Source organism: bacterium, assembly GCA_035307765.1.
In the GTDB taxonomy this organism is placed as follows: domain Bacteria; phylum Sysuimicrobiota; class Sysuimicrobiia; order Sysuimicrobiales; family Segetimicrobiaceae; genus Segetimicrobium.
Genome location: DATGHU010000005.1, coordinates 156,745 through 182,445, shown reverse-complemented (window position 1 = coordinate 182,445; position 25,701 = coordinate 156,745). Strand labels below are relative to the sequence as shown.

Genomic DNA, 25,701 nt, shown 5'->3' with positions numbered 1-25,701 from the left:
TCAGCATGAGCTGCTCGCCTACTACGACTTCCCGCGGGACCACTGGAAGAGTTTGCGCACGTCCAATCCGATTGAGTCGATCTTCGCCCAGGTGCGGTTGCGAACTCGAGCCACCCGCCGCATGCAGACAGCGCGGGCGGGGCTGTACTTGGTGTTCCAATTAGTCCAGCGTGCGGGCCACCGCTGGCGGCGACTCGATGCGTCGCATTTGGTGGCCAAGGTGCTGGATGGAATTCAGTTCGTGAACGGGATTGAAGTCACGAAGGCATCGAAGCGAGGGGCCGCCGCTTGAGAATTTCCACACCATTTGACAAAAGCTCGGTCCGCATTGCTCATGACCGGATCATCGTCAGCAACATCTTGAATGCGCTGAGGGCCTTCAACGAGTGAGGTTGATGTGCTGGCATGAGAACCGCGTCGCCTGCCGTCGCCCGGAGCGGAGTGCCAGAGACCGTAATCTCCGCTTCGCCCTCGAGTAGATGTACAAGTGCGTCGAACGGAACTGTATGCTCACTTAGGCCTTGGTCCTCATCGAAAGCGAACAGCGTGACCGTTCCCGTCGAGCAGTTCACAAGCGTCCGGCTGACAACGGCTCCTTCCTGGTATTTGACAAGGTCGATCATGCTGACGACTTCCGCGATGGGCATTTTACTCTGCGCCTGCCGCGAACTCATCTCTAACGCCTCCACCGCAGCCGCTATAGCCGGTATCATTTGCACCGCAACGTTAGTTCTCCGTCGCCCCACGCGCTTCTTCCTTTCGAGTCCTCTGGTACAGTTCCCGACGTGCATCGCCAGCAGCTGCGCCTCGACGGTGTGGGAGATGGTCGCGTGGCCTCCGCCACCCACCATAGGGCGCTGGTCCTCATCCGTCGCTTTCAGGTTGGGTGGCGACCTTTTTGGCATCCTGTTCGATTTGCTGACTGAGCGCCCGGGTCAGGGCCCGTGTGGCGTCCTGAAGCTCCTGGATTCGGGACAGTGGCGGCCTTAGTGTGCCTCAGGCGTACGAACGAGACGGTTCGTATGCGCGACTCCCATAATCCATCCCTGGTCATGATGGCGGTTCGCCGCCGCGTCGTCTATGCGCCCCAGCAATGAGGAATTGCGTGCCATGCGAGGCGCATGAGGGTGCGAGGCGGCGCTGGCGCGCATGTTGGGGCTGCGCCTCCGCAACGACGGCCGCGCTTCCATGTGGCGGCGTGAGGGTGGGAGCGCTAAACAGCAGCCAAAACCGGAGCCTTGCAACTGAAATCTCGTCATCTGTTCGTCGCAGCCATTCTTCTCGCTACGATCGATGTATTTGCGAGGCATCCAGGACCCCATGCCGGGCAGAGGACGTTAGCGTAGATCGCTCGTCTGTTAGCGAGTGCGAAGTGCGTCTGCACAATCGCAGCGAAAGGGCGCTATCGCGCCTTGTTCATGGACGCCTAAGGAATCTCAAGTAGAAAGCTGCGAACACCAAGACAATGCCAATATTCACCGTCAGCCGTTCCCAGAGTCGATTCCTGAAGAACACGAAATCTACACCGACTATGACGGCTGCCATCGCCACCACGTAAAGCACGACCGCTACCTGTCTGCCCATTTCAGTCTCGTTCCATCTCCCGCCCCCGACGTTGCAGATCCTGCCTTCTAACCTTGAGTATCTCTTTCCAGATCTGCTTTCCGTTATCTCCGGACAGCATCGCTGTCACGGTGCGACCTTGCTCCCAGTGTGCGCGCACCGCGTCCATCAGGGTCTCGTCGACCAGGCGCGGGAGCGAGGTCGGGCTGTTGTGCGAATCCTGAATCGCGCGGTTAAGGTTCACCCTTGGTCGCGATCTTGCGAACTGAACCGGAAACGGCGCCATCGACATCAGGTTCGTGGAAGAACCTGACCCGTCGTGGGGTCCCGCAGGGCCGGCAACGTTGAGCCGCCCGTCGCTAACGATGGCGTTGAAGAACCGGGCCATGGCCGACGGTTCGGCGGAACGGTGGGCGCGTCCTGCGGGGGAAGCGAAGACGGGGGCCCCCGACTCGTCGGCTCCCCCTGCGTGACCACCCCGGCCACCATGGGCCAGTGCGCCAATGACGAAATCCCCCCCGGCATCAGCGTTTCCGAAACTCTCCTTCATGCGAAGCCAGCATGGGGCCTCATCAGCCGGATCATGGGCCTTACCGTCTCTGGCGCATGTTTTCCGGTCCCACGGCCACACCAGAGCCACGCGTCGTAGCGTAGGGGGGCACATGCGGGGAGCCGATCCTACCGCCTGTGGCGCGCACGCGGAATCTCGGTCTGGTTCCTAGTGAGAGGTCTTCTTCATCTTTGATTTCCTGATGCGCTCGGTCGCGCGGCCTCGCCCCACGGCCGCTTCCTCAGCACGATTCTGATCCTAAGCCCGGAGCGACCGCAAGGCTCGTTTCAAATCAGGAAGCGATGCACCTTGTGATAGGCAGAGGAGTCTAGAACCACGCCGCTTGGTTACTAGCATCACGATTGACCTCCAGAATGCTGAATCTTACTGATGCTGTGTGTTGTTGGAGCAGGGCTGTTCCTGGGGGTGTCCGCACTTCTCCTGGGGGTGGCGGGATCCTCCCGAGTTGCCCCGATCACCATTTTGGCCTGGATTGGGGTGCCCCTGGGGCTGCTGGTAGGCTGGGGTTGGCTGCCGCTGCGGCCGCTGGTAGACCGGTGCAAGATTTCTCTTGTCAGTGTCCCAGTGGCGATCACCCTCCCGCACCGGTGCATCCTGGAAGGTTCGCGTGTACGGTCGATACGTCGGCCGATAGTAGACCTGGCGGTAGGGGCCGTAGTAAGGATAGCGATATAGATGTCCGTATGCGTCACGTGTCAGAACGTATTCGAGATGGTTGACGACGACGACCCCAAGCACGACCCCGACAATCGTCGGTGCGACTATGATGACCGGTGCGGACGCGGGATAGAAGCCTGTGTACGGTCGGTATTGCGGGCGGTAGTAATGGTGGTAGTATTCGCCATAGTAAGGATACCGATAGTAGCCACCATCCGGGCTGTGCACTACTAGGTAGAGGAGCCCGGCGACGATGATCGTCCCCAAAACAAGCCCCCAGATCGGGACCGGCGAAACTTGCAGAGTTTGAGCCTGGGATTGACCGACCCCGGCGAGCCCAAGGGCCGGGATCAGAATGACGGCAAGTACAAGGATCATTGGTATGCGCATATGTACCTCCTATCGTCTTCAGCGTACCCACAACTCCCCGCTGGGCACTACTATCTATGTACCCAGCAGTGGGTCGGACTAGTTCAGTTGAGATACATTCATGGGACGTCTGGGCTGATGCCACCCTTGTAGCGCGACGATTGCCTACTGTGCTCTACTAAAACCGATTAGTTACGCAAACCTGATTTGGGTCAAGTGTCAGATCTCCTGTAAAAATGTGCCGACCTGGGTCATGCTGCAATGGCCTCCTTTGAACGCTTGCCCTCCTTTCGTCGTGCGGGTGTGGTCTGCTGAACGGGGATCGCGAGTTGCTGCCGGAGGCGCCTCAAGTGTGCCCGCTCGGCATCCGTGATCCGAATCCGCTGCCACCGGCGGCTCGCGCGCACCAGGGTCGCGTACACCAGCTTCAGACAGCTCCGTTCATCGAAGAAGCGCGGGATGACCTTGGTGCGCCGGCGTTCTTCCTCGAAGCTCCGCTCGATGAGGTTCGTACTCCGCACACACTTCCGATGCGCGATCGGGAGCCGCAGGTGCGCCAAGCTTGCCTCGAGATCGTCGCGCAGCGAGGCCATGGCCGTCGGAAAGGCCCGCTCGAAGCGCGCCAGGACCGCCGTCGCGGTCTGCCGCCCCACCTCGAGGGTCGGCGCATCGCGGAGTGCCACCAAGTGGGCCTTCACCTCAGCTCGCGCCGCATCAGGCACTTTATCCAAGACATTTCGCATCCGATGGACCCAGCAGCGGATCCGCAGACTGTGGGGCCAGGTCTCCCGAATAGCCCGCAGCAAGCCTGGCGCTCCATCGCTGGTGATGCTCACCGGCGAGCGCAGGCCGCGGCGGACCATGTCCCGGAGCCTCCCGAGCCAGCAGTCGTGGCTTTCCTTATTGCCCAGCGTCAGGTGCAGCAACACTTTCTGGCCGTCCGCGAGGATACCCCAGGCGCACACGAGGCCCTCCTGGCCGCCGCCCTGAGGCCGGAGCGACTCGTAGATCGCATCCAAGAATAGGTACTCCACCGCAAAGCCGGACAAGTCGCGCTGGGTGAACGCCTCGTAGTCTTCCCAGAGCCGATCGGTGAGCGTACTCACCCCGCTGGCACTCACCAGGCACGCCCCGGTGACGTCTCGGAAGGTGTCCGCGATATCCCGGGTCGACAAGCCGCGGGCGTACATCTCGGCCACCAACCGTTCCAGGACGTCCGTATGGCCGCGGAGGAAGCTGAGGAGGCGGGACTGGTAGGGGGCCGGCGTCTGCCGCACCTGGGGAACCTGCAGCGGAATTTCCCCTTCGGCCGTCCGCACCCGCCCCGGCTCGTAGCCGTTCCGGTAGCCGCGATGGGGGTCGGGGCTGCGGTGGCGGACGTAGCGGTCCCGCCCGAGGAAGTCCGTGGCTTCTTCCTCGAGCAGTTCCTGCGCCAACCGCTGGGCCCCCAACCGCAGCAGCACTCCCGTCACGTCCTGGCCCTCCGGCACGCCGTTCTGGAGCAGGCGGTGGATCTCTTCCCGGATCTGCTGGCTCGGTGCTATCCTAGGCATGGTCTGGGCTCCTCTTCTGCTCCCCTCGGGGAGCTGGTGTTTGCCGACACCAGTAGGGTAGCCCAGGCCGTCAACTTTTACAGGAACTCTAACACATCACCCCTGATTTGGAACGAACCGGCAGCCTTGTCGGCAAAGAGTGGAGTAGGGGGGGTTATGAAATTAAGCGCGTGATTCACCGCTGCCCTAGAAAAGGACCGCAGTAAAGGAGCGTGGACATACATAGTGTGGCCAGAATCGGTCGGGTTCTTTGGGACTCTGGGCCTCGTGAAGGTGCGAGGCACGATCAATGGCTATCCATTCCGCAGTTCTTTTATGGCCGGACGAGCCGAGCCTGGGCCTGGCGCCGATCGTGAAGCGGCAGATCTTCGCTCGGATCCGGGCCATCTGTGATGAAGGGACAACGGTCGTGCTCGTCGAGCAGAACGGCAACATGGCCCTCCGTATCGCCGACTACGCGTACGTCCTTGTCAACGGGCGCATTGCCGTCGAAGGCCCCCCAAGACGGTCTCGGCAAGCGGCGCCGTGGAGCGCTCGTACCTGGTGAATCGAGTCAGGAGGACGAACGATGAAACAGATAGGCTCCGACGCGGTGCGGAACGGCAAGTACTGGCATGAGATGATGCATGCCATTTTGGGGATCCTCCCATTGGGAAAGAGCGAGCGCCAGATCTTACCCAGGTAAAATTTCAGCTCGTCCTGGGACATTGGTCCCGCTTGTTATGGTGGATCCGCTGCGAGCTCGAGAGACGGTTCCACCCCCCCGGAAGCCGGTGGCCAACTACGTTCCGGTGAAGCGCGCAGGCGCTCTACACTATGTCGCGGACCAAGTGTCTGGCATGGCCAGGGTGCCCAAAGACGTGCGGGAGATCGCGTTGGAGTTCGGGGTGTAGATTTCCGCTTCAGACCTCCCTTCAGTCTTGCCCAGTTTTGTTACGTCCGAGCCGCACGGGCGCGGGACGCCGCGGATGCGGGTTCGCCCGTCGCCCGGGGGGAACTTGAAGTCAGGCATGAGTCTGGCCCTCCTCCAAGTATCCGCCCGCCTCGGCCCGCCTAAGCACCGCCTGGATCGTCTCAACCAGGGTGCGAGCCGACTCCACCGTGAGTTCTACAGCGACCCGCACGCCCGGCCCCTGCGCCTCATTCACAAAGTCGATATTCAAAGCGTGCTCCAGCGGGAGGCTGAAAGGGTGGTCATAGGACACGTTGGCTTGGCGCACGATGAACCACCCGCTCCCACCCTTGCCTCTGCCCTCGACGTCCACCTGCCTGACGATCATGGTGCACATTGTCGGTCTCCTCTCCGCTGTCAACCGAGGTGCTTCTGAAGGAAGGCGAAAACCTTTCCCCAGCCGTCCACCGCCTGCTGCTGCCGATAGGCCGGCCGATCATAGTAGAAGAAACCATGGCCCGCATTGGGATACATGTGAAACTCATAGGTCTTGCCGTACTTCTTGAGTTCCTCTTCATGGCGGATCACCTGTTCGGGCGTGGGGCCCTTGTCCTCCTCACCAAAGAGGCCCAGGAGCGGGCAGGAGAGGTCCCTGGTGTAGTCGATTGGGGCCACGGGCTGTTTGGGCGTGAGTTCCTCATGAGACATTACTACGCGACCGCCCCAGCAGTCCACGACCGCGTCAACGCCTTTCGCCCGACACGCCGTGAGAAACGCGTGTCGGCCACCCGAACAGGTGCCGAAGACACCCACTTTGCCGTTGATGTAGGGGAGCGAGCGCAGGAATCGTATTGCTCCTCCAACGTCGCCCACGACCTGGTCGTCGGGCACGCCGCCTGCTGCGCGCACTTTCGCGGCGACGTCCTCAGGGGAGCCGTGGCCGTCGCGGAAGTAAAGATTGGGAGAGAGCGCGGAATACCCGTGATGTGCAAACCTGCGCGTGGCCTCGCGGTACCACTCGTCCCAGCCGGGCAGGTGGTGGATCAACACCACGCCAGGAAAGCGGCCAGGGCCCAGGGGGCGGGCAAAGTAGGCGTTGATAACGTCCCCGCCAGCGCCGTGCATCGTGACGGTCTCTGCAAACATCCCTTCATACATGTCAGTCTGGTACATGGCCCCTCCTCTTGTCATCTGCGTGCCTCACGCATACATGTGACCAGAGTAGGCGATCTCCCGTTGAAGAGTCCGTTGATCTCCTCGGGCGTTCCGTTTTGCAGGGCACGGAACGCCTCTTGGTCGACGAGGTGAAGCGAGGACGCTGGTACTAACTTGTCAGCGTCTTCCAAGGGGACGAAGTGAACGACCCCGAATCGCAACTCCCTCGGGTCCGATTTGGGCAGACCAAACCCGGCGGGCACAGAGGGGGGGGACGCGCGATCAGACCGAAACCCAGCGCATTTTCCCGACGTCGTACGGCGGTCTCATCGCGTTTCCCTTGTCTGTCCGTTCCAGCGGCGCGCTGAAATGCTTTGGCGAAGCGCGCCGTGAGTTCCTGAGGACCTTCTTTCGTTCGCTCGCGGCGCTCCCAGAAATCGATGTTGATTCGCGTGATCATCCCGTGGAAAACGTCGGGTTTCAGGACCGGAACGAAGCCCACTTCATGCGCGTTGATCTGCAGCCCAGGTAGGCTCACCAACGCCTCTCGGAGCGCAGTCTCGATGTGGGCCAGTCGGTCTTCCGTGTGCAGCTTGAAGGCGATGGTGGGGGGCACAATATCCTCCAGAGCTGTGGATAACGCCAGGGTTCGAGAGTATTATTCGTCCGCCGCGCTCGCCCGACCCTCCCTGATTTTTCCAGACCAGAGCATATTGCACCCTATTGCGCCGGCACCAACTCGAGCCGCGGCTCTCAAGCAACGCGGTATTTGCCTGCTTCCCCCGCGCGCGCTGCACCAACGTACAACCGCCGTGTGACCGTGACGACGCGGTGGCTCCTTTGCTACTTGGGTGCAAGCAGGACGCGGGCCTCCTGTGGGAAAATCAACCCCTCTTTCTCGACCTCGGCGGTATGGTACGGTGCGATATGAGACTCCTCCCGGGACCATTGGTTATACAATTCCGTGTCCACTCTAACAGGCCGGGGAGATCCCCTTGGAGTTCGGCAACCAGACGCCAACCCTCTCGACGCAATATGATGTGCTGCGCGAGCTTTGTCCAACAGAACGCAACCTCTACTGTTCATCTGAATTAGAGCAGATATGAGCACTCCCATATTATGGGGGGACATCGAGAGGGCGATGCAGGACACCCTCGCGGGGGCTTAATCGCAACTCGTCAACACTATCTTCCAACCTTCTATCAGAAAGATCTGACTGTCCCGGATACACCAAAGGGCCCCACCCCCCTCAACTCGAAAAGTCTTGACGAGAGGCTGGAGGATGAGGCAGAGGCTGAGACATGGGCACACCCGAGGAGCGACTGAGACCGGATCGTGCCAGTACCGACGCATAGACCATCGGTGCAGCATCTCGCGGTCCTGAGCGATGTACGACGCTGGGGCGCGTCTCTCCGCTATCCGGATACTTTACAGGCGGAAATCCTGGATAGAACGGGCATCCAATAGTGAAGAGTAGGGGGTAGGGCGATGCCATCCACGAAAGAGACTGGGATCCTGACGCTTGCTATGATACGGAAGGTCAAGGGAGAGACGCAGTACCTTTTTAGCGAGAAGCAGGCGATTTTCACACTGGCCGTGAGTGGGAAAGCCAGACGGGCGTCGGCCGCGCTGCTCAAGGATGGGCTGCTGAAGAAGTTGCCGGTAAAGGCACAAATTGGCACGCGGGATGGAGTGATTCACAGGACCGCGGAGCCCTCGCGCAGGGAGTTAGAAGAATTTCACCGGAACCGCACCTTGTTGGAGAGGCCGGAGAAAACTCAACGGCTGAATGTGGCATCGGTTGACCCGACGGTTTTCAATGTGGTTGATCATCATCGGAGAGTGCGCTGTTTCCGGCAGTGCAGGCGGATCATCCCAAACTACCAGAAGGCGAAAAGGATTTTTGATTATTGCGCGAAGCAGACGTGCAGCCTGGGAGGACCGTTCCAAGTGTCGCCGTGCATCCCGTTTCAGTACGTGATTGATGGCTGCTATGCACGCGCGCACAAGATGCGCTGGATCATCACGACGAAATACCGCTACTGTTGCGAAAAGATTTTCAGCTTTGCAGTGTATGGAAATGATGCGCTGGCGGTGCAGGCGAACAAGTGGGGCGGATGTTGCGTGACGTGGTGGTATCACGTGGCGCCACTGGTACGAGTGCGATTGGGAAGATGGGCAGTGCTGCTGTTGGTGATCGATCCAGGGATGTTCGACAAGCCGGTGTTGCTTAGCACGTGGCTGGCAGCGCAGGAGAATAAGAATTGCAGCCCGTACGCCCATGTGTCGCTGTATTCGATCCAGCCCGGATCGGCCTACACTCCGGCGGGCGGCTGGACCGCGTTCACAACGGATCCGAACTACACCGCGACAGATGCGACACTACTTGCGTATCAGAAGTCGGTCACGTGCTAGCCGGAGACAACGAACTGGGGGGGGCGAAGCGGCGGGACAAGCGGGAGTACCGGCAGATGACGGTTGTCCTGATACGCGATCGAAAGGACAAGGATTCGGTGGAAGTGGCCTTTTCGGAGTCGGCGCGGTTTTACGCGTTGCTGCGGGAAAATCGAAAGTTTGATGAGATTTTGAGACAATTGCACGAGGCGAGGGAGAATCGACGGACTGTGCACGTGATGATGGATTCTCCCGAGGGCTCCGTTATCCAGGATGTGCGGGCGGGCGACTAGGAAAAAGGGTAACGCCAATACTTTCCGGACTCGATGATTCTGTTCGGAATCACAAGACTTTACTCATCCCGAGTCACTCCCGTTGGGTATTTTGAAACAATGACCGGAGGCTTTCCGTTCCCTTCGAGCCGCCACTGCCGAACGAACAGGGACAAGCCCGTTTTGAAACGAACCAGCGGCCTTGTCGGCGGAGAGTGGGGTGGGAGGGGGTTATGAGGTTAATCAAACGATTCACAGCTACCCTAGAAAAAGGCCGCAGTAGGGGAGCGTGGACATACGTAGTGTGGCCTGAATCGGTCAAATTTTTCGGGACGCGGGGTCTCGTGAAGGTGCGGGGCACGATCAATGGCTATCCATTCCACAGTGCGTTTATGGCCATGGGGGATGGCAGACACATGCTGCCCGTAAAGGCGGATGTACGAGAGGCCATTGGGAAAGAGGCGGGTGATAGTGTGACCGTAAGGCTCGAGGAGCGGATCGGGTAAGGTCAGAGTGGGACAATCCTGAAGGCCCCATCAGCTCAGGACCACCGTATGTAGCCCGCCTTTCGGGGGTGGGATCCCGAACGCTTAGGTGGCGGAGGCCCCGATCCGCTTTCAAAGCGATGCGAGTACGATCTCATGCTCGAAAGCGAGTACAGGCATGAGGCTTTTGGTCCTGACGGTTGAGGCAGCGGTGGTAGCCCTCCTGGTACCGGACATCAGGCTACCATCCAATCGCAATCGGGCTTTCGGAAACGCAAAAATCCCCCTTCCCGGCACCAGCGTTTCCGAAACTTTCCTCCAAGTCCAGCGAGGGCCACCACAGAGCTTGTTTCAAGTCGGCGAAGAGAGAAGGGCCGGAGTGTTCCCGGCCCTCGTCATCTCGCAACCGATTTCCTGGCCTATTTGACCTTTTGCCCGAGCACTTCCCCGGTTGTCACCCGCGTGGCAGTCGGAAGCACATTCGGATTCTTCTTGACCCATTCCGCTGCTACCCTATTGGATTCCTCAGCGCCCGTTTTGTCCGTAAAGATGCTGGTGGAGACCATCGTACCGTTCCCAGCATCGGTGAAATAATACGCGATGAACCCGGGTACCGCGCTGATCAACGGGATAAAGGTCTCGCTGACGTGCCGCCCCAGTTCGCGAGGATTGGTCACATTCTCGTACCGCCGTGCGCTCAGATGCATATGGTTCCTACCTCCATCTCCCTACAGGGAGTCTGTCTGTCGGTGCCGATTTCCTAGTGCGGTGATGGTACGTATGATGCCTCCAGGCCCCGTCTCACCAAGTAGTCGCGACCGCGATCAGTGATCACCGCTTGCCCCAATTGGTTCCGAACCCGCCGCTACTTCGTCCAGACCACAATCGACGGGGTAGTGAAGATTCGGGCGGCTGACTGATTGCCGAGGAAATTATCGTCGAGTAAGGGGGAAACAAGTTCATTCTACGCTTATTCAACCAGAGAAGCGAAGTCAGCATGGGGCCTTATCAGCGCAGACCTTGGGTCTTGCCGTCTCCGGCGCATGTTTCCGGCCCCCCGGCCTACACCAGGGCCATGCGTCGCAGCGTAGCGGGGTCGCATGCGGAGTCTACCTTGGTGAACCGACCCAAGGGGGGCGGGTTACATTGTGTTTTTCTGAACATTCATTCCATTGATCCTCGCGCTCATCGAGGGCATAACGCTTCTATCCGTGACCGATGCTCGGCTTGCACTGAAGTATGGATAGAAGTTGCGGGAGTCGAACCAATGCGACCAGTGGATTCGGGGATCGGCGGGTTTCCCATGACAGACTGGAACTGGTTCGTTGCATAGGATTCCGGGCGCCCGGGTGACGGTTATCATTTCGCCTCACGCGAAACGGCACTTCATCGATCACACTCCAAGTATGACACAATCGCGATTCTGAGGCTGATCGAACGGCGCTGGAACCGCCTGCCGCTCACAGCCGGGATGCCAACGTCGGCGACCTCCGCTGTGCATTCAACTTTTGAGCCAACCGGCGTATAGGGGACTGGATCAACGTGGATGCGGGACCCGAGCCCAGGTGGCATCTACATTCCGGATGATTCTTGACCCTGATGATCTGAACTTTCCTTCACGCGGCCTTCACCTTGAGTTGATGTTATTCGGGTAGGCTAGGACCTAGCCGACGCTGCACCATCGGCCACGGTGAAGTTGAAAGTCGACATCCCTCAAGCAGAAGAAGAATCTCTCCACCAGCTGAGAATGGACATTCAGCTGTGGTGCAGGGTGCGAAGGATGAGCCTATCTGCACTAGCCGCGAGGGTAGGAATTAGTGCTGCTCATATCTCCGAAATTGTCAGTGAACGAGCCCGACCCAGCTTCCCTCTCATACGACGAATCAAAACCGCAATAGACAAGCCGAATCCTTAGAACACGCGATAAGTAGTCACGTAGCCACGGCGCAAAATTTGAGGGCGCAGTGGCGATGTTCTAAGCTACGGGAGCTTCTGACCGACCTGGCCCCGTCTTCGTTGCGGCGTGGCGGACGCGAGCGAGGGGTATGCGCGTGGGGCCCGATTTTGGTCCAGCCCTCGTTCGGCGGGAGCGTCCATCAACCGTCCCGCGGCAGCGAAGCGCGGCGGGCCAGGTCAGCCAGGAACTCCTCAGGGTCGGGCGGATTGATGATGAAGGTCGCGATCCACCCGCTCCGCCGTTGGAGGACAACATAGCGGAGTGGCCAGAAATTGCACCAGTGCTCGTTCCAGAGCGGGACGCGCAGCCCGGTCGCCACGCTCGCCTCCCGAATATCAGAGAAGGCGACGCGGCGCACGACCCAACGGCCCACGCGGACCTGCACTTCGAAGTCAGTGAGCCAGAAGTTGAGTGGCCAGCTCATCGCAGCGGGAGTGACCCCGAGGACGGTTTTTGAGGGTGGCGGATTTAGGCCTAAACATCACCGTCTTGCCGGCGGCACCATGGGGAGTGGCTTGCCGAGTAGCGCGCGCAGCGTGCCAATCTTGCCGGCGTGGTAGCCCCGATGGTAGCAGGCATAGAGGAGCATCCCGCCCACGCTGGTGTAGGCGCCGGCGGGGTGCTGGAGCGGCCTGGCTAGATCCGCTTCTTTGACGAGAGCCCGCAGGGCCTGGTGGGCGTCGGAAAATGCCGCCCACACTTCACCCAGCAGCGGATACTCCGCCTCCCCACCTGTCCCCGGCTTGAACAGGGTGTCGTAGCTTGGCTGCACCGTGTAGGATCCACCGCCTCGCTGGACATAGATGGCGTCAACGACCGCCAGATGTCCGATCTGCCAGACGATCGGCGCAAGAGGTTTGGCCACGACCCTGCGTGCATCCTCGCCCGTGATGCCCTCTAAAGCCATCTCCAGACGCGCGTGATACAAGTCGAGTTGGTCGGTCAGCATTGTCCGCGTGATCATCTCGGCTCCCTCCGGTTCCGTCCGCCTAGCGCGGTGTAGGAATGGCATGGCAGCAGCGCGCCTCAATGAATGTTATCATCCGGCGATCGGGAACGTCACCGGGGATCCTGCGGCCCCCATTGAGAAGGCTCGCTCAACAACCGGCACACCCGCTGGGTCGATCATGGGCCTCAACATCGACAGGCGCCGCCGGCCGGTGAGCGTGAGCAGGCCCGCGCTCGATCCCTAGCCAGGTCGTCGCGTGTATCGCGATTCACCGAAGGAAGTCCCGTTCCCCCTATAAGCTTAACAATCGGCCGAGGCGCCGTGTTGACCGGGCTAGCCACTCGGTGGACTGACACCCGTGCCCCCTTGTGATAGCCTATAGCTTGACGATTGAGACCGACCGTGCGCTTTACGCTGATCATTGTGGGCACCGCTGCCTTTCTGGGCCTGGCCGTGCTTGGTTGGGGCGGGTTTATGGCGTTCTTTTCTCACCGGGCGCTGATCGCGCTCGCCATTGCACTCCTAATTCTATCTGGCGTGGCATCATTTGCTGGCGGGAACTTGAGCCCCGGCGAGCGCGAAGATCGTTCCAACCGCTGGGTCCTTGCTGCGTTTGCGCTGATCGGGCTACTGGGTGGCTATGTGCCGGCCTGGACGGACCGCATGGAGTTCTGGGTCCTTGACGGCGACAGCATTCGCTGGCTTGGGGTTCTTCTCTTCGCCGTCGGGGGCGCGCTGCGGCTCTGGCCGGTTTTCGTGCTGGGCCGACAGTTCAGCGGGCTGGTCGCGATCCAACCCGGGCACACCTTGATCACCGTCGGTGTCTATGGCGTCATCCGCCACCCTAGCTACCTGGGTTTGCTCGTCAACTCGCTAGGATGGGGTCTGGCCTTCCGTTCGGGGATTGGTGTGCTACTAACAGCGCTGACTATCCCGCCGATACTCGCGCGCATCCATGCGGAAGAGAGACTGCTACGCACGCAGTTCGGCGACGAGTACGATGCCTACCGTGCCCGGACATCACGGCTGATTCCGGGACTCTATTAGAGCGGTGAAAAGGGCAAGCGAAGGCCCATCTTGTTTCAGCGCCCTCCGCCCACTCTGCGGCCACGTTTGTCTGCTGAAGGAGGGCGGCATGCTGCGGGGGTCGCGGCCGTGACTAAGGCAGGCTTAGTCACTCAGCCGTCCCACGAAACGCGGAGACGCTAACTGACTTAGGTGGCCTTCAACCTTTGACGCCAACTCCGCCGCCTCGGTCGCTTCGCGCAGGAGTCCCCCGACAACGTGGCCCAAGGCACGCAAGAGCTCTCCCGGATTCATGGACCGTACCAGCGTTTCCTCGAAGGTGGCCAAAATCTCCGCCGGAAGCTCATCGTAGCCTCTACCCTGGCGCACCTCGAGCCCGCGCCGACGGCAAGCCAGCGACAGCGCCAGGTTGCGGACTTCGCCGATCCAGTACTGGGCCTGCCAGAACCGGCCTCGGGCCACGCAGAAACGCGCGCGTACTGCGTGGTGAACGCCCAACCCGAACAGATGCTCCGCCGGCGGCCGCACGGTTTGAGGCCGCTCAACGGCGCGGCCGAAGAGCACTTTGAACTTGGGTCCGTGGGCTCCGAACTCTGAGGCGGGAGTCATTGACACGTCGACCTCCAGACACCCGGGGAATAGGAAGACGCGGTAAATGGTGGACAGTGACGGCAAGTCGAAAAGATGAACCGCGCCAAACTCTCGCTCGAGTCTCGACGTCCACTGCGCAAGTACGTCGCTGGGTGAAGACCCATCCACTAGGCCGAAGCCGAGGTCAAGATCCGACCAGGAATCGCCGGCGCCCAGCGCGAGCGAGCCGATCATCGCACCCGCGACCACTCGCGGATCCGCGTGGGCCATCTTCAGGATGGCGTGTCGGACCCGATCGCGCTCCTCAACCGTAAACATCCGTCCGAGACAGTCTTCGTCCGAACACGTTCTGGAACCTGCGCGCTAAATGGATGCGCTGGTCGTGACGCTCCCTCCCTAGCGGCGGTACGCGGCGCGAAGGTCGACTCACTTCTTTTCACTTTGCGACCTTCATAACCGTTTCCCACGTGCGCGTTGTGAGATCCTTGCCGAGGGTTTTCTCGATGAGTCTCATGAACACGGGTCCGTCGGGACCTGGGACGTAGGCACTGAAGACCTCCCCGCCTTTCCTGTGAAGAATGCGCGAGTCATCAAGTTCGATCGGTAGTGCGAACCGGGCATGCGGATTCCCGCGCAGGAACGTGACGACTCGTTTCGAGCCGGGCTTCAGTCGGAAAAACTTGTAGGGGTTCGTCGCAAGCATCCTGCGGAGCGCATCGATCGGGCGCACGATGGTGAGGTGTGCGTGACCGAGGTGCTTCTTAATCGCCGCTTCGGTCTTGCGCTCGAGCGCTGCTTCCCACGCCGGCGGCGCACTGAAGACCACATTCCCGCTCGAGAGAACCGTCCTTACGTCCGTGAAGCCTGCGGCCTCAAATGCCCGCCTGAGTTCCGGCATCTTCGTGTTCATCGGGCTCACGCCCCGGAGGAACGCCGCGTAGCTTTTCATCTGCCGAAAGCATAACAGGTATGCTCCGTTAGCGACCGCAGGTAGGTAGGACGAAGGCCCTCCTGTCGGCGCATGATTAATGGCACGGCGTCTTAGGCAAAGGCCACCTCCGGCACGGCTTTGGTGGCCGCCGATGGGACACTGCTCATGTAAACGGGGCGTATGTGGGCGTCCGCCCCGCCCTTGTGTTTGAGGCAGTACACAGAGACAACCTCTTCTCCCTCTTTCAGGATGACCTCGGTTTCAGCCCCGCACTCTGGGCAACGAAAGCGCATGACGAAACCTCCCCGCGCAAGGAATATGGGTTAACGTCGTTGGTGCCCTCCCACATCCGGTAATGCGCTCTAAGGATATCCCGACTCTGATCATAGCGGGCTAGTGTGAAAACTCCGCCAAGAACTCATGCGGAATTCATGAAGAGAATAGGGGAAGCCGGATACGCACCGTCGCCCCACTGAACGTCTCTTTGCTGACCTGTCTTGAGGCAGTGAGGCGCCAGCTACATGCACAGTTTATTCCGAGTCGGGGGGCGTTGCGCTGGGTGCGCAAGGGGACGCTCTCTCGGTCGGGCCTTGCCTGGGAGAGAATGCGGGTGATTCATTATCATCACTTGAAGGTTCCGGCCTCGCCCCCGGTGATCTGAGTGTTCTCAAGGAAGCGAAGGATCGTGGTATTGTACCGCTCAGGTTCTAGCAAGTTGATCATGTGTCCACCACCTGGAATCACAGCCATCTGCGCGTTTGGCAAATAGTACGCAAACATGCGCGCGGCAATCTGGAGATACGGGACGTCGGTCTCGCCGATAACCACCAGTGTGGGAAGGGTGAGACGCGGAAGGTCATCCATGGTGGCGGGCCCGATCGGACCGGAGGGTTTTGCAGGGTTCAGAAAGCGCTCACCGCGATACGCTTGTATCATGTCTGCAAGAGCCACCTGGACGTCGTGACGGTCGTCCGGGACTCGCATGATCGGATGAGTGCTCCAGTCTCGGCGGAAAGCGTCGAGTCCCGATTTCTTCACAAGAGACCGCCACTCGCTCATGGGGATGCGATCGGGCCCCGTCCACGGTAGCGGATAGCCCTCCGGCGGGATGCTGCCGTGTAAGATGAGAGAGCGCGCCCGGGCGGGAAAAGTTCGGACGAACCGGAGCGCAACGCTGCCGCCCTGAGACATGCCGAGGATATGCGCGTTGTCAATGTCGAGATGATCAAGCAGTTCTTCGAGATCCGCCCCATCCCACTGGAGGTCCTCACGCCCACTGGATTTGCCGAAGCCTCGACGGTCATAGCGAATAACCCGAAACCGTCGGCTCAATGCCTTCATCTGCCTATCCCACATTCGGAGGTTCAAGGTCCACCCATGGATGAGCACGACGGGTGGACCCTGCCCTTCAACTTCACAGCAGATTGTTTCCCCGTTGATCTTCATGATGCGCCCCCGACTTCGATCCGTTGGCCGTGCGGCCACGACGAGCGAAGCATTCAACGGTTTCAATTGTACCCACTCCGGGGCAGCGGAGGATACAGGTGTGGGTGCATTCCGGCGGGGGTTGGGGCTGATGGACGATGAGGGAACCTGCATCGTCGCGGGTCGGATCATCTCCCGCAAGCCCCCAGGAGAACTGGGGGTGGCAGATATCCCCTTGGTTACGACGGGTTCCGGCGTCCCAATGGATACAGGCTAAGCGGGAAGGTTGGCCTTCGCCGGTGCCACCGGCGTTGCGTAAGTAAAGAAGCTTTCAGGCAGATCGCCACCCCACCAGACGCGTAGATCTTGATCTTCCTTCGTCCAGGTCACGGGGCGCCAATCAGGGGGAAAGATCAGGTATCCGCCTGTGTACAGCTCCAGGCGGTTTCCGCCCGGCTCGTAGAGGTACAGGAACAAAGCGTTCGTGATGGCATGTTTTGCGGGACCGGCCTCGATGTGCCCGGCAGATTCTCTGAGGATGTCGGCCGCCCGGATGAGGTCGCCGTAGTCATCCAGCCAAAAGGCGACGTGGTGGAAACGACCATCGGCCCCTGAAACGTCACGCATATAGGCGATGTCGTGTACCAGCGGCGTGACACTCAGCCACGCGCCTATTTCAAGCCCATCATGCACGATGTGCTCACGCAGCCTGAACCCCATGCATTCCTGCATGAACTGGCTGTTTGCCCGGACATCCTTGGCTGACAGGTTGACGTGATCAATCCTCCGGGCCCCGATGCCGGTGATGGGACGCCGGTCCGGTTGGTTCTTTAACCTGGTATGCGACGCTGCGGGTGACTCGTGCCACTCGACCTCGTAGAAGATCTCCATGGGGTGCCCGGCTGGATCGACGAACCTGTACGCCGGACCGTGACCGATGTCCCCCTTGATCCACCCCCGCCCCCATCCACCGTCGTGCAGGGCTTTCACTCGACGCTCCAAGGCCTGAGGGCTGACCGCCCGCCACGCAACGTGTCCCAATCCCGCCTGGTCGGCTTCCGTGATCTTCAAGGTATGATGGTAGTAATCTCCCCACGCCCGCAGAAACACGGAGGCGCCTTCGCGGCGACTCTCCTGAAGGCCAATGACCGTCGTGAAGAACGCAAGCGTCTCACTCATCCGGGGAGTCTGTATTTCGACATGGGCGAGATGAGCGACATCCTGGATGGGTTCAACGCCGGTCGTGCGCATGGCTGCGCCTTCTCCCCGGATACTCCCGATCGCCGCAGACCTTTCTGCAGTTCCGCGACCGTTTGGTCGTGTTCGACATCTCGAGGGTGAATCCCCTCGAGGCGTACCCTCCGGGGGCCGCTGAGCCACTAGGGATTCTTACGCACAAGCTTGACGGGACGGCGGGGGCCAGGATATACTTCAACCATATGGTTGAATATAATCCGGGCCTGCTCGATCAGGTGTTCACAGCGGTGGCCGATCCGACGCGGCGCGCCATTCTCGCTGCGCTTGCCCGGAGGCCCGCAAAGGTAACAGAGATCGCTCGACCATTTCCGGTCTCCCTCAACGCGATCTCGAAGCACATCAAGACACTTGAACGCGCCGGACTGATCCGCCGGGTAGTGGTGGGCCGTGAACACTACTGCCACCTTGAGCCGAGGGCACTGCGCCCAGCGACGGATTGGCTCGAGCACCACCGCGCGTTCTGGGAGGCGAGGCTGGAGGCGCTCGAACGACATGTCGTTGCCAAGCGAAAACGTGATCGACGCGGCGCGCAGACCGGATGAGGGGTGGGACACACTCGCGTCGGGGGTCCGTGTGGTGGCTGAGGAGGAGCGACGAGATCGGCTTGTAATACGCAAAGTCATTCAGGCGTCTTGCGAAGAGGTCTTCGCGGCCTGGATCGACCCGAAGAGCATTGGCGAGTGGATGTGCCCCGGAGAAATCGTCACGGCCGAAGCGCAGCTTGACCCCCGTGGCGGGGGTACGTATCGGATCGTCATGAAGGGCACCCGCGCGATCGACCATACGGGGGAATATCTGGTGGTCGAGCCGCCGTCGAAACTCGCTTTTACGTGGATCTCCAAAACCACCGGCAACCAACCGACGCTCGTCACTGTCGAGCTTTTCGAGCGCGGCAGTGCGTGCGAACTCGTCCTCACGCACGAGCGCTTCGCCAACGCCGATGAGGTAAAGCGTCACCAGGGAGGATGGGGGCAGATCGTGGATAAACTCGCCCGCTATCTCGCCCGACGCTCACCGATTCGAGGCGATTGACGACGCTGGCCGGGAAAAAGCCGAGGACTGAGCCGGGTCACGTGGGCGCGCATAACCGCAAGGCCGCGATCCCGTTGTTTGTGGGAAAACGCCGCGCGCTGGATGGAACTCGGTATGATTCAGCTCCTTCGGTAAGATGGTGATCCAGTCACTGCAAGGACGATGAGTGGATTTCCGCTTGATTTGCACTCCAACAAAGAGACATGGTTGGTACCTAGGGGGAGGTACTTATGGTCGACATGACAGGTCATCATGCTGTGGTGTCCAAGGACGAGTGGATCGAGGCGCGTAAGCGGCTTCTGGTCAAAGAGAAGGAGTTCACACGGTTGCGCGACCAGTTGAGTCAGGATCGGCGCGACCTGCCCTGGGAGCGCGTCGACAAACCGTACTCCTTCGAGGGGCCGAACGGCAAGGAGACGTTGTCGGAGCTCTTCGCCGGGAGGAGCCAGCTGGTTATCTACCACTTCATGTTTGCCCCGGATTGGAAGGAAGGATGTCCGCACTGTTCGCGTTGGGCCGACAACTTCAATGGAGTCATTGTGCATCTGAACCAACGCGATGTCACTATGGTTGCGGTGTCTCGGGTATCGTACGGCACGTTGGCGGCGTACCGGAAGCGGATGAGCTGGGGTTTCAAGTGGGTCTCGTCGGCGGAGACCGATTTCAATTCCGACTACCACGTATCGTTCACGCCGCAGGAGTTGGCGAGGGCAGCGGCTTTTTACAACTTCACGATACAAGATCCGGGGGTATCGGAGCGAGAGGGGGTCAGCGTGTTCTTCAAGGACGCAACGGGCGGAGTATTCCACACGTATTCGGCTTACGCCCGGGGCATCGACATGCTCAATGTAGACTATCACTACCTTGACCTAGTGCCAAAGGGTCGAGACGAAGGCGGCCGGGGCCCGTACTGGGTGCGTCGTCACGATGAATACGGGCGCTAATCTGAAGGAGAACGGCAAACAGCCAACTTCTCGGCAAAGAAGCCGCCTGCGGGCGCGATAGGGAACAGAAGGCGGTGAGGTGGGTGTATCGTATCGACGGAAAGATCTCGAGGGGATCTGCGCCTGTTGTTCTGGTTGTCGCTCGTTCCATTTGTCACCCATGGGAATGCGGTACGTGAAATGCGTAACATCAAAACCCCACGCTCCCATAGGCGGTCGGCATCGTGAGGCATGTTGTTGGTGCCGCTCCGATCACCGCATGACGAACGCGCAATTGTGCCGCATGAGAGGGACCGAGGCTCATGGCGGTAAAAGGAGGGTGGGGGGTGGGCCGCGGATCTGATCGCCTTCCGTCCAGGTGGAAAAGGGTCGACCCCCGTCATGCCAACGGGTACGCAAGCCCGCCAGGTCCGCTCCGAGGAGGCGCATCGTGGTCGAACCGAGGGCTCTCTATGATCGCAACCCGGGAACACCGCTTGACGTCGACCAAACGTTCTACAACAGGCTCGCCCACGATATCGGCAAACGCACCCTCGTTGAGCGAATGGTTGTCCCGCGCCGGTCCGGACAGGCCTGGACCGTTCCCGGCGGCCACCTATGCCGCATTGTCGTGATCGAGGGCCCGCAGGTGGCCGATTTTAATGCCTGGAATCGCCACAATCCGCGCGAGCGCTTCTGGGCGGCCAGGACTCGGCAGCTGCACGGCACGCACGTCACGACATTTGATCGGCTGTGGTCGTGTCTCCCGTACCTCCGACCGATGCTGACAATCACAAACGATACTGTCGGCTATGGGATCGACGCGGACGGGGCGGGATGCCATGACCTGCTTGGGACGCGGTGTGACCCCTACGTTCACAAAATGCTGAACGGGGAAGAATTTGACTATTCCTGCCACTCGAATTTGGTGCGCGCCGTAGCCCCGTATCGCCTCACCGAATTTGATGTGCATGATGTGCTGAACATCTTCATGGTCACCGGATTGAGGCGCGACGGGCGGTACTTTGCCAAGGGGAGCCCGGCAAAGACCGGGGATTTCTTTGAGTTTTTCGCGGAGATGGATTTACTCTGTGCGATTTCCACATGCCCGCACGGAGATTTGTCCGTACCGATGTGGGGGCCGGAACGGCGTGATCCTCTCTCGACCTGCCGGCCTCTGGCGGTGGAGGTATATCGCCCGGCGGCTGAACTGCTGTCAGGTTGGACACCCCTGCCCCCCGCGGATTATCGCGGGGTCCACGGCCTCAAATTCCCCTCTTCCTAACTCCGCTCGGCCCGGGAGATCGTTGCTCGAAACGGGAGCCGAATCGGCCGGGAAGTCGTGGTGCCCGGCAATTCGGTTTGCCGGAGTGGCCGCATGTGACGGAGGGCGGGTGCTCAAACGATTGCCGTGAGGTGAGGCGCCGGCGACCCGGTGCCGTGCTGGCAGTGTTCCTCCTTCGCCCGCCGGCGGACGGAGAGGATTGGGCTTTTTGGACCCGGAATCATTGACGAAGATTTCCTGCAGTCGGGGACGACCCTCTGCGCCGCCGGTGATCTGTGCCTCTGGCGGGGAATGGTGCGTCCCCCGGGGTTGGGAGGGGTTGAATGGACTCCATCCTGGCATACATGGAGCGATACGATTACGAGAACGTATTCATCTGTCAGGACAAGGCCGTCGGTTTGCGGGCCGTCATCGCCATCCACGACACGACCCTCGGCCCGGCCACCGGTGGAACGCGCATGTGGACGTTTCCATCGGAAATGGAGGCCATTGAGGACGCCCTCCGCTTGGCGCGCGGGATGACTTACAAATACGCGGCGGCGGGAGTGAATCTGGGGGGGGGAAAGTGCGTCGTCATCGGAGACCCACGGCGAGAGAAGAGCGAGATGTTATTTCGCTCGTTGGGGCGTTTCATCAATCGGCTCGGTGGGATCTACATCACGGGTGAGGATGTCGGGACCACCCTTCGTGAAATGGAGTACATGCGGATGGAAACCCCCTACGTCGTGACCCTCCCCGCTTCCTGGGGGGGTGCGGGCCCCATCGGAGGGGCCACAGCCTTTGGGGTCGTGCAGGGGATGAAAGCGTGTGCCAAGGCCGTCTACGAGAGCGATTCCCTCGAGGGACGTACCGTAACCATCCAGGGATTGGGCGCGGTCGGGTCGGAGGTGGTGCCCCTCCTGGTCAAGGAAGGCGCGCGGGTGGTTGTCACCGATATCGACCGGGAGAAGGTAGAAGCGGTCACGGCCGAGTTTTCGGTTTCCTCCGTCCACCCAGATGAGATCATCGGCCGGGAAGCCGACATCTTCTGCCCGTGTGCGTTGGGCGGAGTGATCAACACGCAGACGCTCGCGCAGCTCAAGGTCAAGATCATCTGCGGATCGGCCAATAACCAACTGCGAGAAGAACGCGACGGCCAGGAAGTTGAGACCAAAGGCATTCTGTACGCCCCCGACTACATCGTGAACGCGGGGGGTACGATTTTCGACACCGATCGGCTCAACCCCGGTGGGTTCAACCGGGAGCGCGCCATGACAAACGTGTCGAGGATCTATGAGACGATGTCCTCCCTCATCCGCGTCTCCCGGCAAGAGCGGATTCCCACGTACCGGGCGGCCGATCTGTTGGCCGAACGGCGCATTGAGGCGGTGCGGAAGGCGAAGTTGTTGGCGGCTCGCGGCGAGGTGCGCATGTAGCCCACCGGGAAGTCAGTGCGGATGAGGAGGAGAGGAATGCGGCTGCGCGACCGTGTCGCGGTTATTACCGGGTCAAGCATGGGGATCGGCGAAGCAATCGCTTGGGCGTTCGCCCGCGAGGGCGCACGCATCGTCGTCAACTCTCGCTCCCAAGATCGGGGAGAACGGGTCGCCCGCGCTCTCCGGGAAGAAGGACACGATGCAGTCGCTATCGCGGGCGACGTACGCGACCAATCGTTCGCGGACCGCATGATGGCGACGGCTCAGCAGCGGTGGAATCGCTTGGACGTCCTCGTCAATAATGCCGGCACGTCGATGATCGGTCCGTCCGAGGCGCTGCCGGAGGAAGGTTGGCGGCTCACGATTGACACAAACTTGACCGGGGCGTTTTTCTGTGCCCAGGCTGCCGCGCGGGTGATGATCCCCCAACGAAGCGGCGTCATCCTCAACATCTCCTCGATTCTGGGAGAGGTAGGCCTGCCGAAGCGTGCAGCTTACTGCGCCAGCAAACACGGCCTGATCGGACTGACTAAGGTGCTTGCTGCAGAGTGGGCACGTCATGGGATTCGAGTGGTGAGCATCGATCCAGCGTACATCAAGACGCCGATGGATGAACGCGACCAGGGGTCCGGGGACTACACGAACGCCGATATCGAGCGGCGAACCCCGGCGGGACGCTTCGGGACCGCCGAAGAGGTTGCTAGAGTTGCTGCATTCCTCGGGTCCGACGACGCCAGCTACATCACGGGGTCATGTGTGACGGTAGACGGCGGCTGGGTTGCGTACGGCGGGTGGTAGGATCGGCCTCACCGGCGAGCGCAGGCCCGAGGCCCGGTCGGGTTAGGCGCCCAGTGGTGCGGAGCCGTTCGCGCACGGGCGCGTGCTGCCGACCGGGCTCGATCCTGAAACTGTGGGGGTGGCCGTCCCTTCGCCCCCGGGTACGAGATGGAGAGGACTCATGGTAACCCGCTCTGCCCCCCGGCGAACTGCGGTGCTGCTGGCGCGCGGCGCAGACCGTAAGGGATTGGTGGCCACGATCACCGGGTTTCTCTATGGCCACGGGGCCAACATCTTGCACGCCGACCAGCATATCGATCCCCTTGCTGGTATGTTCTTCCAGCGCATCGAATTTGCAATGGATGAGATGGACCTTGCCTTTACCGCCCTTCGCGACCAACTCGGGCCGCTAATGACGGATCTCAATATGGACTTTGAGCTGTTTGGCCATGAGCCGCTGCCGCGCCTTGCTGTTCTCGTGTCCAAACTGGAGCACTGCCTGATCGACCTCCTGCTCCGCGCGCGGGCCGGGGAGCTCCGCGGTCATATCGTCGTGGTGGCAAGCAACCACGAAACCGTGCGGCCACTGACGGAGCTCTTTAGCGTGCCGTTTGTTTGCCTGCCGGTCACCCCTGGGTTGCGGGAGGAGCAGGAAGGCAAGCTTCTCACAATGCTCGCCGCGGAGCGTGTCGATCTGGTCGTCCTGGCACGATACATGCAGATTCTCAGCGCGCGCGTCGTTCAGGCGTACCCGCTTCGAATCATCAACATCCATCACAGTTTTCTTCCCGCGTTCCCGGGGGCGCGGCCGTACCATCAGGCCGTCGAGCACGGGGTCAAACTTGTCGGAGCCACGAGCCACTTCGTGACGGAGGCGCTCGACGAGGGACCGATCATCGAGCAGGACGTTGTCCGTGTGACCCACCGCGACACGGTCGAAGATCTCCAGCGCAAGGGGCGAGACCTGGAACGACTCGTGCTGGCGCGGGCCGTCCGGCTGTGGCTGGAGCGCCGAGTCCTCTGCTACGGGAACAAGACCGTCGTGTTCGATTGAGCGCAGCGGGTGACTCTCCGCCCCCACACTGAATCATCCTCGATGCGCCCGCGTCCGTCATCCATCCACCGGGTCTCTTGGCGTAGGCTGCGAGGGGGGAAGAGCCGACCCATCCGCTTATGATATACTCCTGGTGTGGCGATTGTGGTCCGTCCGGAAATCTGCGTCATTGGTGACTACAGCCCGAGCAACGAAACGCATCAATTCACAAACGCCGCCCTAACCCACGCCGACCTTGACTTTGCGTGGATCGGCACCGACGATGTGGGACGGGATCCTTCAGCACGCTTGGCTGGCTTTGACGGACTCTGGATCGCTCCGGCCAGCCCCTACCGCAGCATGGTTGGGGCGCTCCGGGCGATTCGATATGCACGCGAGCGTGGCGTACCGCTGGTCGGAACCTGAGGGGGTTTTCAGCACGCGATCGTTGAGTTCGCGCGCAACGTCCTCGGGCTCGAGGATGCGGATCACGCAGAGACCGACCCCGAGGGCAAGTGCCTGGTCGTTACGCCGCTGGCATGTTCGCTCGTGGGGCAGAAGCAGCGGGTTACCATCCTCCCGAATTCTCGCGCCGCCGCTCTCTACGGGGCGGAGGAGTCAATAGAAGCCTATTACTGCAACTACGGCGTGAACCCAGAGTACCGGCGGCAGCTTGAGGCGGGCGGGATGATTGTCAGCGGGGTGGGGGGGGAGGGGGAGGCACGGATCGTGGAGCTCCCGAGCCATCCGTTCTTTCTCGCCACGTTGTTCTTGCCGCAAGCCAATTCGGCCGCCGAACATCCACACCCGCTCATCGTCGGCTATGGAGCAGCCGTGCGCGTGCACCGAGCGGCACGCCTCCGGGGGGACGAGGCGCGTTCATTCAGCTAGACGACCGATAGCTTCACCCTCCGAGGGCCCCGAGATCGACTGGTAGAAGAACGGAAACCACTTGTTTGCTCTCGCTTTGACCTGGGCGTCTGCGCTCGGATACCTCTGCCCAATCGCTGGGTTCTGGGATCGGCCGGGTCTTGTTGGAGCCGGCCGGTTGACTGGGCCGGTCCGGTCCCGGCGCCACAACCAAGGGGAGGACGCCATGCCGGCATCCCGCAATCCATGGGGGTCGCCGTGTCTGGCTTCGTTGACCTCAACCCGGAGCGAGGGGAACGCCGGCCGCGTCCAGAAGGAC

Annotated in this window: 28 protein-coding genes and 1 pseudogene; 15 read left to right on the top strand and 14 right to left on the bottom strand. The window is 60.9% G+C overall.

Going from position 1 to position 25,701, the window contains the following annotated elements; all coding sequences use genetic code 11:
* On the top strand, positions 1-292 hold a 292-nt coding region (locus VKV57_01385), incomplete at its 5' end, for a transposase (GenBank protein HLW58556.1).
* Positions 293-332: 40 nt separating this feature from the next.
* On the opposite strand, the gene VKV57_01380 is transcribed toward VKV57_01385, so the two are convergent.
* The 4 genes from VKV57_01380 to VKV57_01365 form a co-directional block, all read right to left on the bottom strand.
* Entirely contained in the window at positions 333-851 is a 519-nt protein-coding gene (locus VKV57_01380; protein ID HLW58555.1) for a cupin domain-containing protein, read from the bottom strand.
* 734 nt (positions 852-1,585) lie between these two features.
* Positions 1,586-1,951, bottom strand: a complete 366-nt coding sequence (locus tag VKV57_01375) for a hypothetical protein (GenBank protein HLW58554.1) — start codon at positions 1,949-1,951, stop codon at positions 1,586-1,588.
* A gap of 546 nt (positions 1,952-2,497) precedes the next feature.
* Complete coding sequence (locus VKV57_01370) at positions 2,498-3,169, bottom strand: hypothetical protein (protein HLW58553.1); 672 nt, start codon at positions 3,167-3,169, stop codon at positions 2,498-2,500.
* 242 nt (positions 3,170-3,411) lie between these two features.
* On the bottom strand, positions 3,412-4,713 hold the full coding sequence (locus tag VKV57_01365) for an IS256 family transposase (GenBank protein ID HLW58552.1): 1,302 nt from the start codon (positions 4,711-4,713) through the stop codon (positions 3,412-3,414).
* A 156-nt stretch (positions 4,714-4,869) separates the two neighbouring features.
* On the opposite strand from VKV57_01365, the pseudogene VKV57_01360 reads away from it, so the two are divergent.
* Positions 4,870-5,034: pseudogene (locus VKV57_01360) on the top strand (DUF1905 domain-containing protein).
* Positions 5,003-5,260 carry a hypothetical protein gene (locus VKV57_01355; protein ID HLW58551.1) on the top strand — a complete coding sequence of 86 codons (258 nt, stop codon included), beginning with the start codon at positions 5,003-5,005 and terminating at the stop codon, positions 5,258-5,260. Before VKV57_01360 ends, VKV57_01355 begins: the two are co-directional and overlap by 32 nt.
* Before the next feature lie 457 nt (positions 5,261-5,717).
* On the opposite strand, the gene VKV57_01350 is transcribed toward VKV57_01355, so the two are convergent.
* The gene (locus VKV57_01350; GenBank protein HLW58550.1) at positions 5,718-6,002 is read right to left on the bottom strand and encodes a DUF6295 family protein; all 285 of its coding nucleotides are present in this window, start codon (positions 6,000-6,002) and stop codon (positions 5,718-5,720) included.
* Between the two features lie 20 nt (positions 6,003-6,022).
* A complete protein-coding gene (locus VKV57_01345; GenBank protein ID HLW58549.1) occupies positions 6,023-6,778 on the bottom strand; it encodes a dienelactone hydrolase family protein in 756 nt (251 codons plus the stop codon).
* Between the two features lie 1,470 nt (positions 6,779-8,248).
* On the opposite strand from VKV57_01345, the gene VKV57_01340 reads away from it, so the two are divergent.
* The 3 genes from VKV57_01340 (at position 8,249) to VKV57_01330 (ending at position 9,932) form a co-directional block, all read left to right on the top strand.
* Positions 8,249-9,175, top strand: a complete 927-nt coding sequence (locus VKV57_01340; GenBank protein ID HLW58548.1) for a protein-glutamine glutaminase family protein — start codon at positions 8,249-8,251, stop codon at positions 9,173-9,175.
* A gap of 56 nt (positions 9,176-9,231) precedes the next feature.
* Complete coding sequence (locus tag VKV57_01335) at positions 9,232-9,447, top strand: hypothetical protein (protein HLW58547.1); 216 nt, start codon at positions 9,232-9,234, stop codon at positions 9,445-9,447.
* Positions 9,448-9,659: 212 nt separating this feature from the next.
* Positions 9,660-9,932 carry a DUF1905 domain-containing protein gene (locus VKV57_01330; GenBank protein HLW58546.1) on the top strand — a complete coding sequence of 91 codons (273 nt, stop codon included), beginning with the start codon at positions 9,660-9,662 and terminating at the stop codon, positions 9,930-9,932.
* A 398-nt stretch (positions 9,933-10,330) separates the two neighbouring features.
* Here VKV57_01330 and VKV57_01325 read toward each other — a convergent pair whose 3' ends face one another.
* The 3 genes from VKV57_01325 to VKV57_01315 form a co-directional block, all read right to left on the bottom strand.
* The gene (locus tag VKV57_01325; GenBank protein ID HLW58545.1) at positions 10,331-10,618 is read right to left on the bottom strand and encodes a hypothetical protein; all 288 of its coding nucleotides are present in this window, start codon (positions 10,616-10,618) and stop codon (positions 10,331-10,333) included.
* A gap of 1,389 nt (positions 10,619-12,007) precedes the next feature.
* Complete coding sequence (locus tag VKV57_01320) at positions 12,008-12,292, bottom strand: hypothetical protein (GenBank protein ID HLW58544.1); 285 nt, start codon at positions 12,290-12,292, stop codon at positions 12,008-12,010.
* A 57-nt stretch (positions 12,293-12,349) separates the two neighbouring features.
* Complete coding sequence (locus tag VKV57_01315) at positions 12,350-12,832, bottom strand: DinB family protein (GenBank protein ID HLW58543.1); 483 nt, start codon at positions 12,830-12,832, stop codon at positions 12,350-12,352.
* 387 nt (positions 12,833-13,219) lie between these two features.
* Between VKV57_01315 and VKV57_01310 the strand changes: the two genes are divergently transcribed.
* Positions 13,220-13,864: an isoprenylcysteine carboxylmethyltransferase family protein gene (locus tag VKV57_01310; protein ID HLW58542.1), complete on the top strand. Its 645-nt coding sequence runs from the start codon at positions 13,220-13,222 to the stop codon at positions 13,862-13,864.
* 123 nt (positions 13,865-13,987) lie between these two features.
* Here VKV57_01310 and VKV57_01305 read toward each other — a convergent pair whose 3' ends face one another.
* The 5 genes from VKV57_01305 to VKV57_01285 all read right to left on the bottom strand — a co-directional run bounded on the left by VKV57_01305 (position 13,988) and on the right by VKV57_01285 (position 18,041).
* Complete coding sequence (locus VKV57_01305) at positions 13,988-14,752, bottom strand: nucleotidyltransferase domain-containing protein (protein HLW58541.1); 765 nt, start codon at positions 14,750-14,752, stop codon at positions 13,988-13,990.
* A gap of 118 nt (positions 14,753-14,870) precedes the next feature.
* Complete coding sequence (locus VKV57_01300) at positions 14,871-15,383, bottom strand: DUF1697 domain-containing protein (protein HLW58540.1); 513 nt, start codon at positions 15,381-15,383, stop codon at positions 14,871-14,873.
* Positions 15,384-15,475: 92 nt separating this feature from the next.
* Positions 15,476-15,658: a hypothetical protein gene (locus VKV57_01295; protein HLW58539.1), complete on the bottom strand. Its 183-nt coding sequence runs from the start codon at positions 15,656-15,658 to the stop codon at positions 15,476-15,478.
* A gap of 331 nt (positions 15,659-15,989) precedes the next feature.
* The gene (locus VKV57_01290; protein HLW58538.1) at positions 15,990-16,811 is read right to left on the bottom strand and encodes an alpha/beta hydrolase; all 822 of its coding nucleotides are present in this window, start codon (positions 16,809-16,811) and stop codon (positions 15,990-15,992) included.
* 252 nt (positions 16,812-17,063) lie between these two features.
* Positions 17,064-18,041 carry a catechol 2,3-dioxygenase gene (locus tag VKV57_01285; GenBank protein ID HLW58537.1) on the bottom strand — a complete coding sequence of 326 codons (978 nt, stop codon included), beginning with the start codon at positions 18,039-18,041 and terminating at the stop codon, positions 17,064-17,066.
* A gap of 188 nt (positions 18,042-18,229) precedes the next feature.
* Between VKV57_01285 and VKV57_01280 the strand changes: the two genes are divergently transcribed.
* The 8 genes from VKV57_01280 to VKV57_01245 all read left to right on the top strand — a co-directional run bounded on the left by VKV57_01280 (position 18,230) and on the right by VKV57_01245 (position 25,403).
* Positions 18,230-18,589, top strand: a complete 360-nt coding sequence (locus VKV57_01280; protein HLW58536.1) for a metalloregulator ArsR/SmtB family transcription factor — start codon at positions 18,230-18,232, stop codon at positions 18,587-18,589.
* Between the two features lie 34 nt (positions 18,590-18,623).
* Positions 18,624-19,079, top strand: coding sequence for an SRPBCC domain-containing protein (locus tag VKV57_01275; protein HLW58535.1), 456 nt, complete (start codon positions 18,624-18,626; stop codon positions 19,077-19,079).
* Positions 19,080-19,309: 230 nt separating this feature from the next.
* Positions 19,310-20,023 carry a thioredoxin family protein gene (locus tag VKV57_01270; protein ID HLW58534.1) on the top strand — a complete coding sequence of 238 codons (714 nt, stop codon included), beginning with the start codon at positions 19,310-19,312 and terminating at the stop codon, positions 20,021-20,023.
* Between the two features lie 430 nt (positions 20,024-20,453).
* Positions 20,454-21,287: a DUF1989 domain-containing protein gene (locus tag VKV57_01265; GenBank protein ID HLW58533.1), complete on the top strand. Its 834-nt coding sequence runs from the start codon at positions 20,454-20,456 to the stop codon at positions 21,285-21,287.
* 323 nt (positions 21,288-21,610) lie between these two features.
* Positions 21,611-22,702: a Glu/Leu/Phe/Val dehydrogenase dimerization domain-containing protein gene (locus VKV57_01260; GenBank protein HLW58532.1), complete on the top strand. Its 1,092-nt coding sequence runs from the start codon at positions 21,611-21,613 to the stop codon at positions 22,700-22,702.
* Positions 22,703-22,738: 36 nt separating this feature from the next.
* Positions 22,739-23,500: a glucose 1-dehydrogenase gene (locus VKV57_01255; protein ID HLW58531.1), complete on the top strand. Its 762-nt coding sequence runs from the start codon at positions 22,739-22,741 to the stop codon at positions 23,498-23,500.
* 160 nt (positions 23,501-23,660) lie between these two features.
* Entirely contained in the window at positions 23,661-24,533 is an 873-nt protein-coding gene (gene purU / locus VKV57_01250; GenBank protein ID HLW58530.1) for a formyltetrahydrofolate deformylase, read from the top strand.
* A gap of 528 nt (positions 24,534-25,061) precedes the next feature.
* Positions 25,062-25,403, top strand: coding sequence for a hypothetical protein (locus tag VKV57_01245; protein HLW58529.1), 342 nt, complete (start codon positions 25,062-25,064; stop codon positions 25,401-25,403).
* The last annotated feature ends 298 nt before the right edge of the window (positions 25,404-25,701 follow it).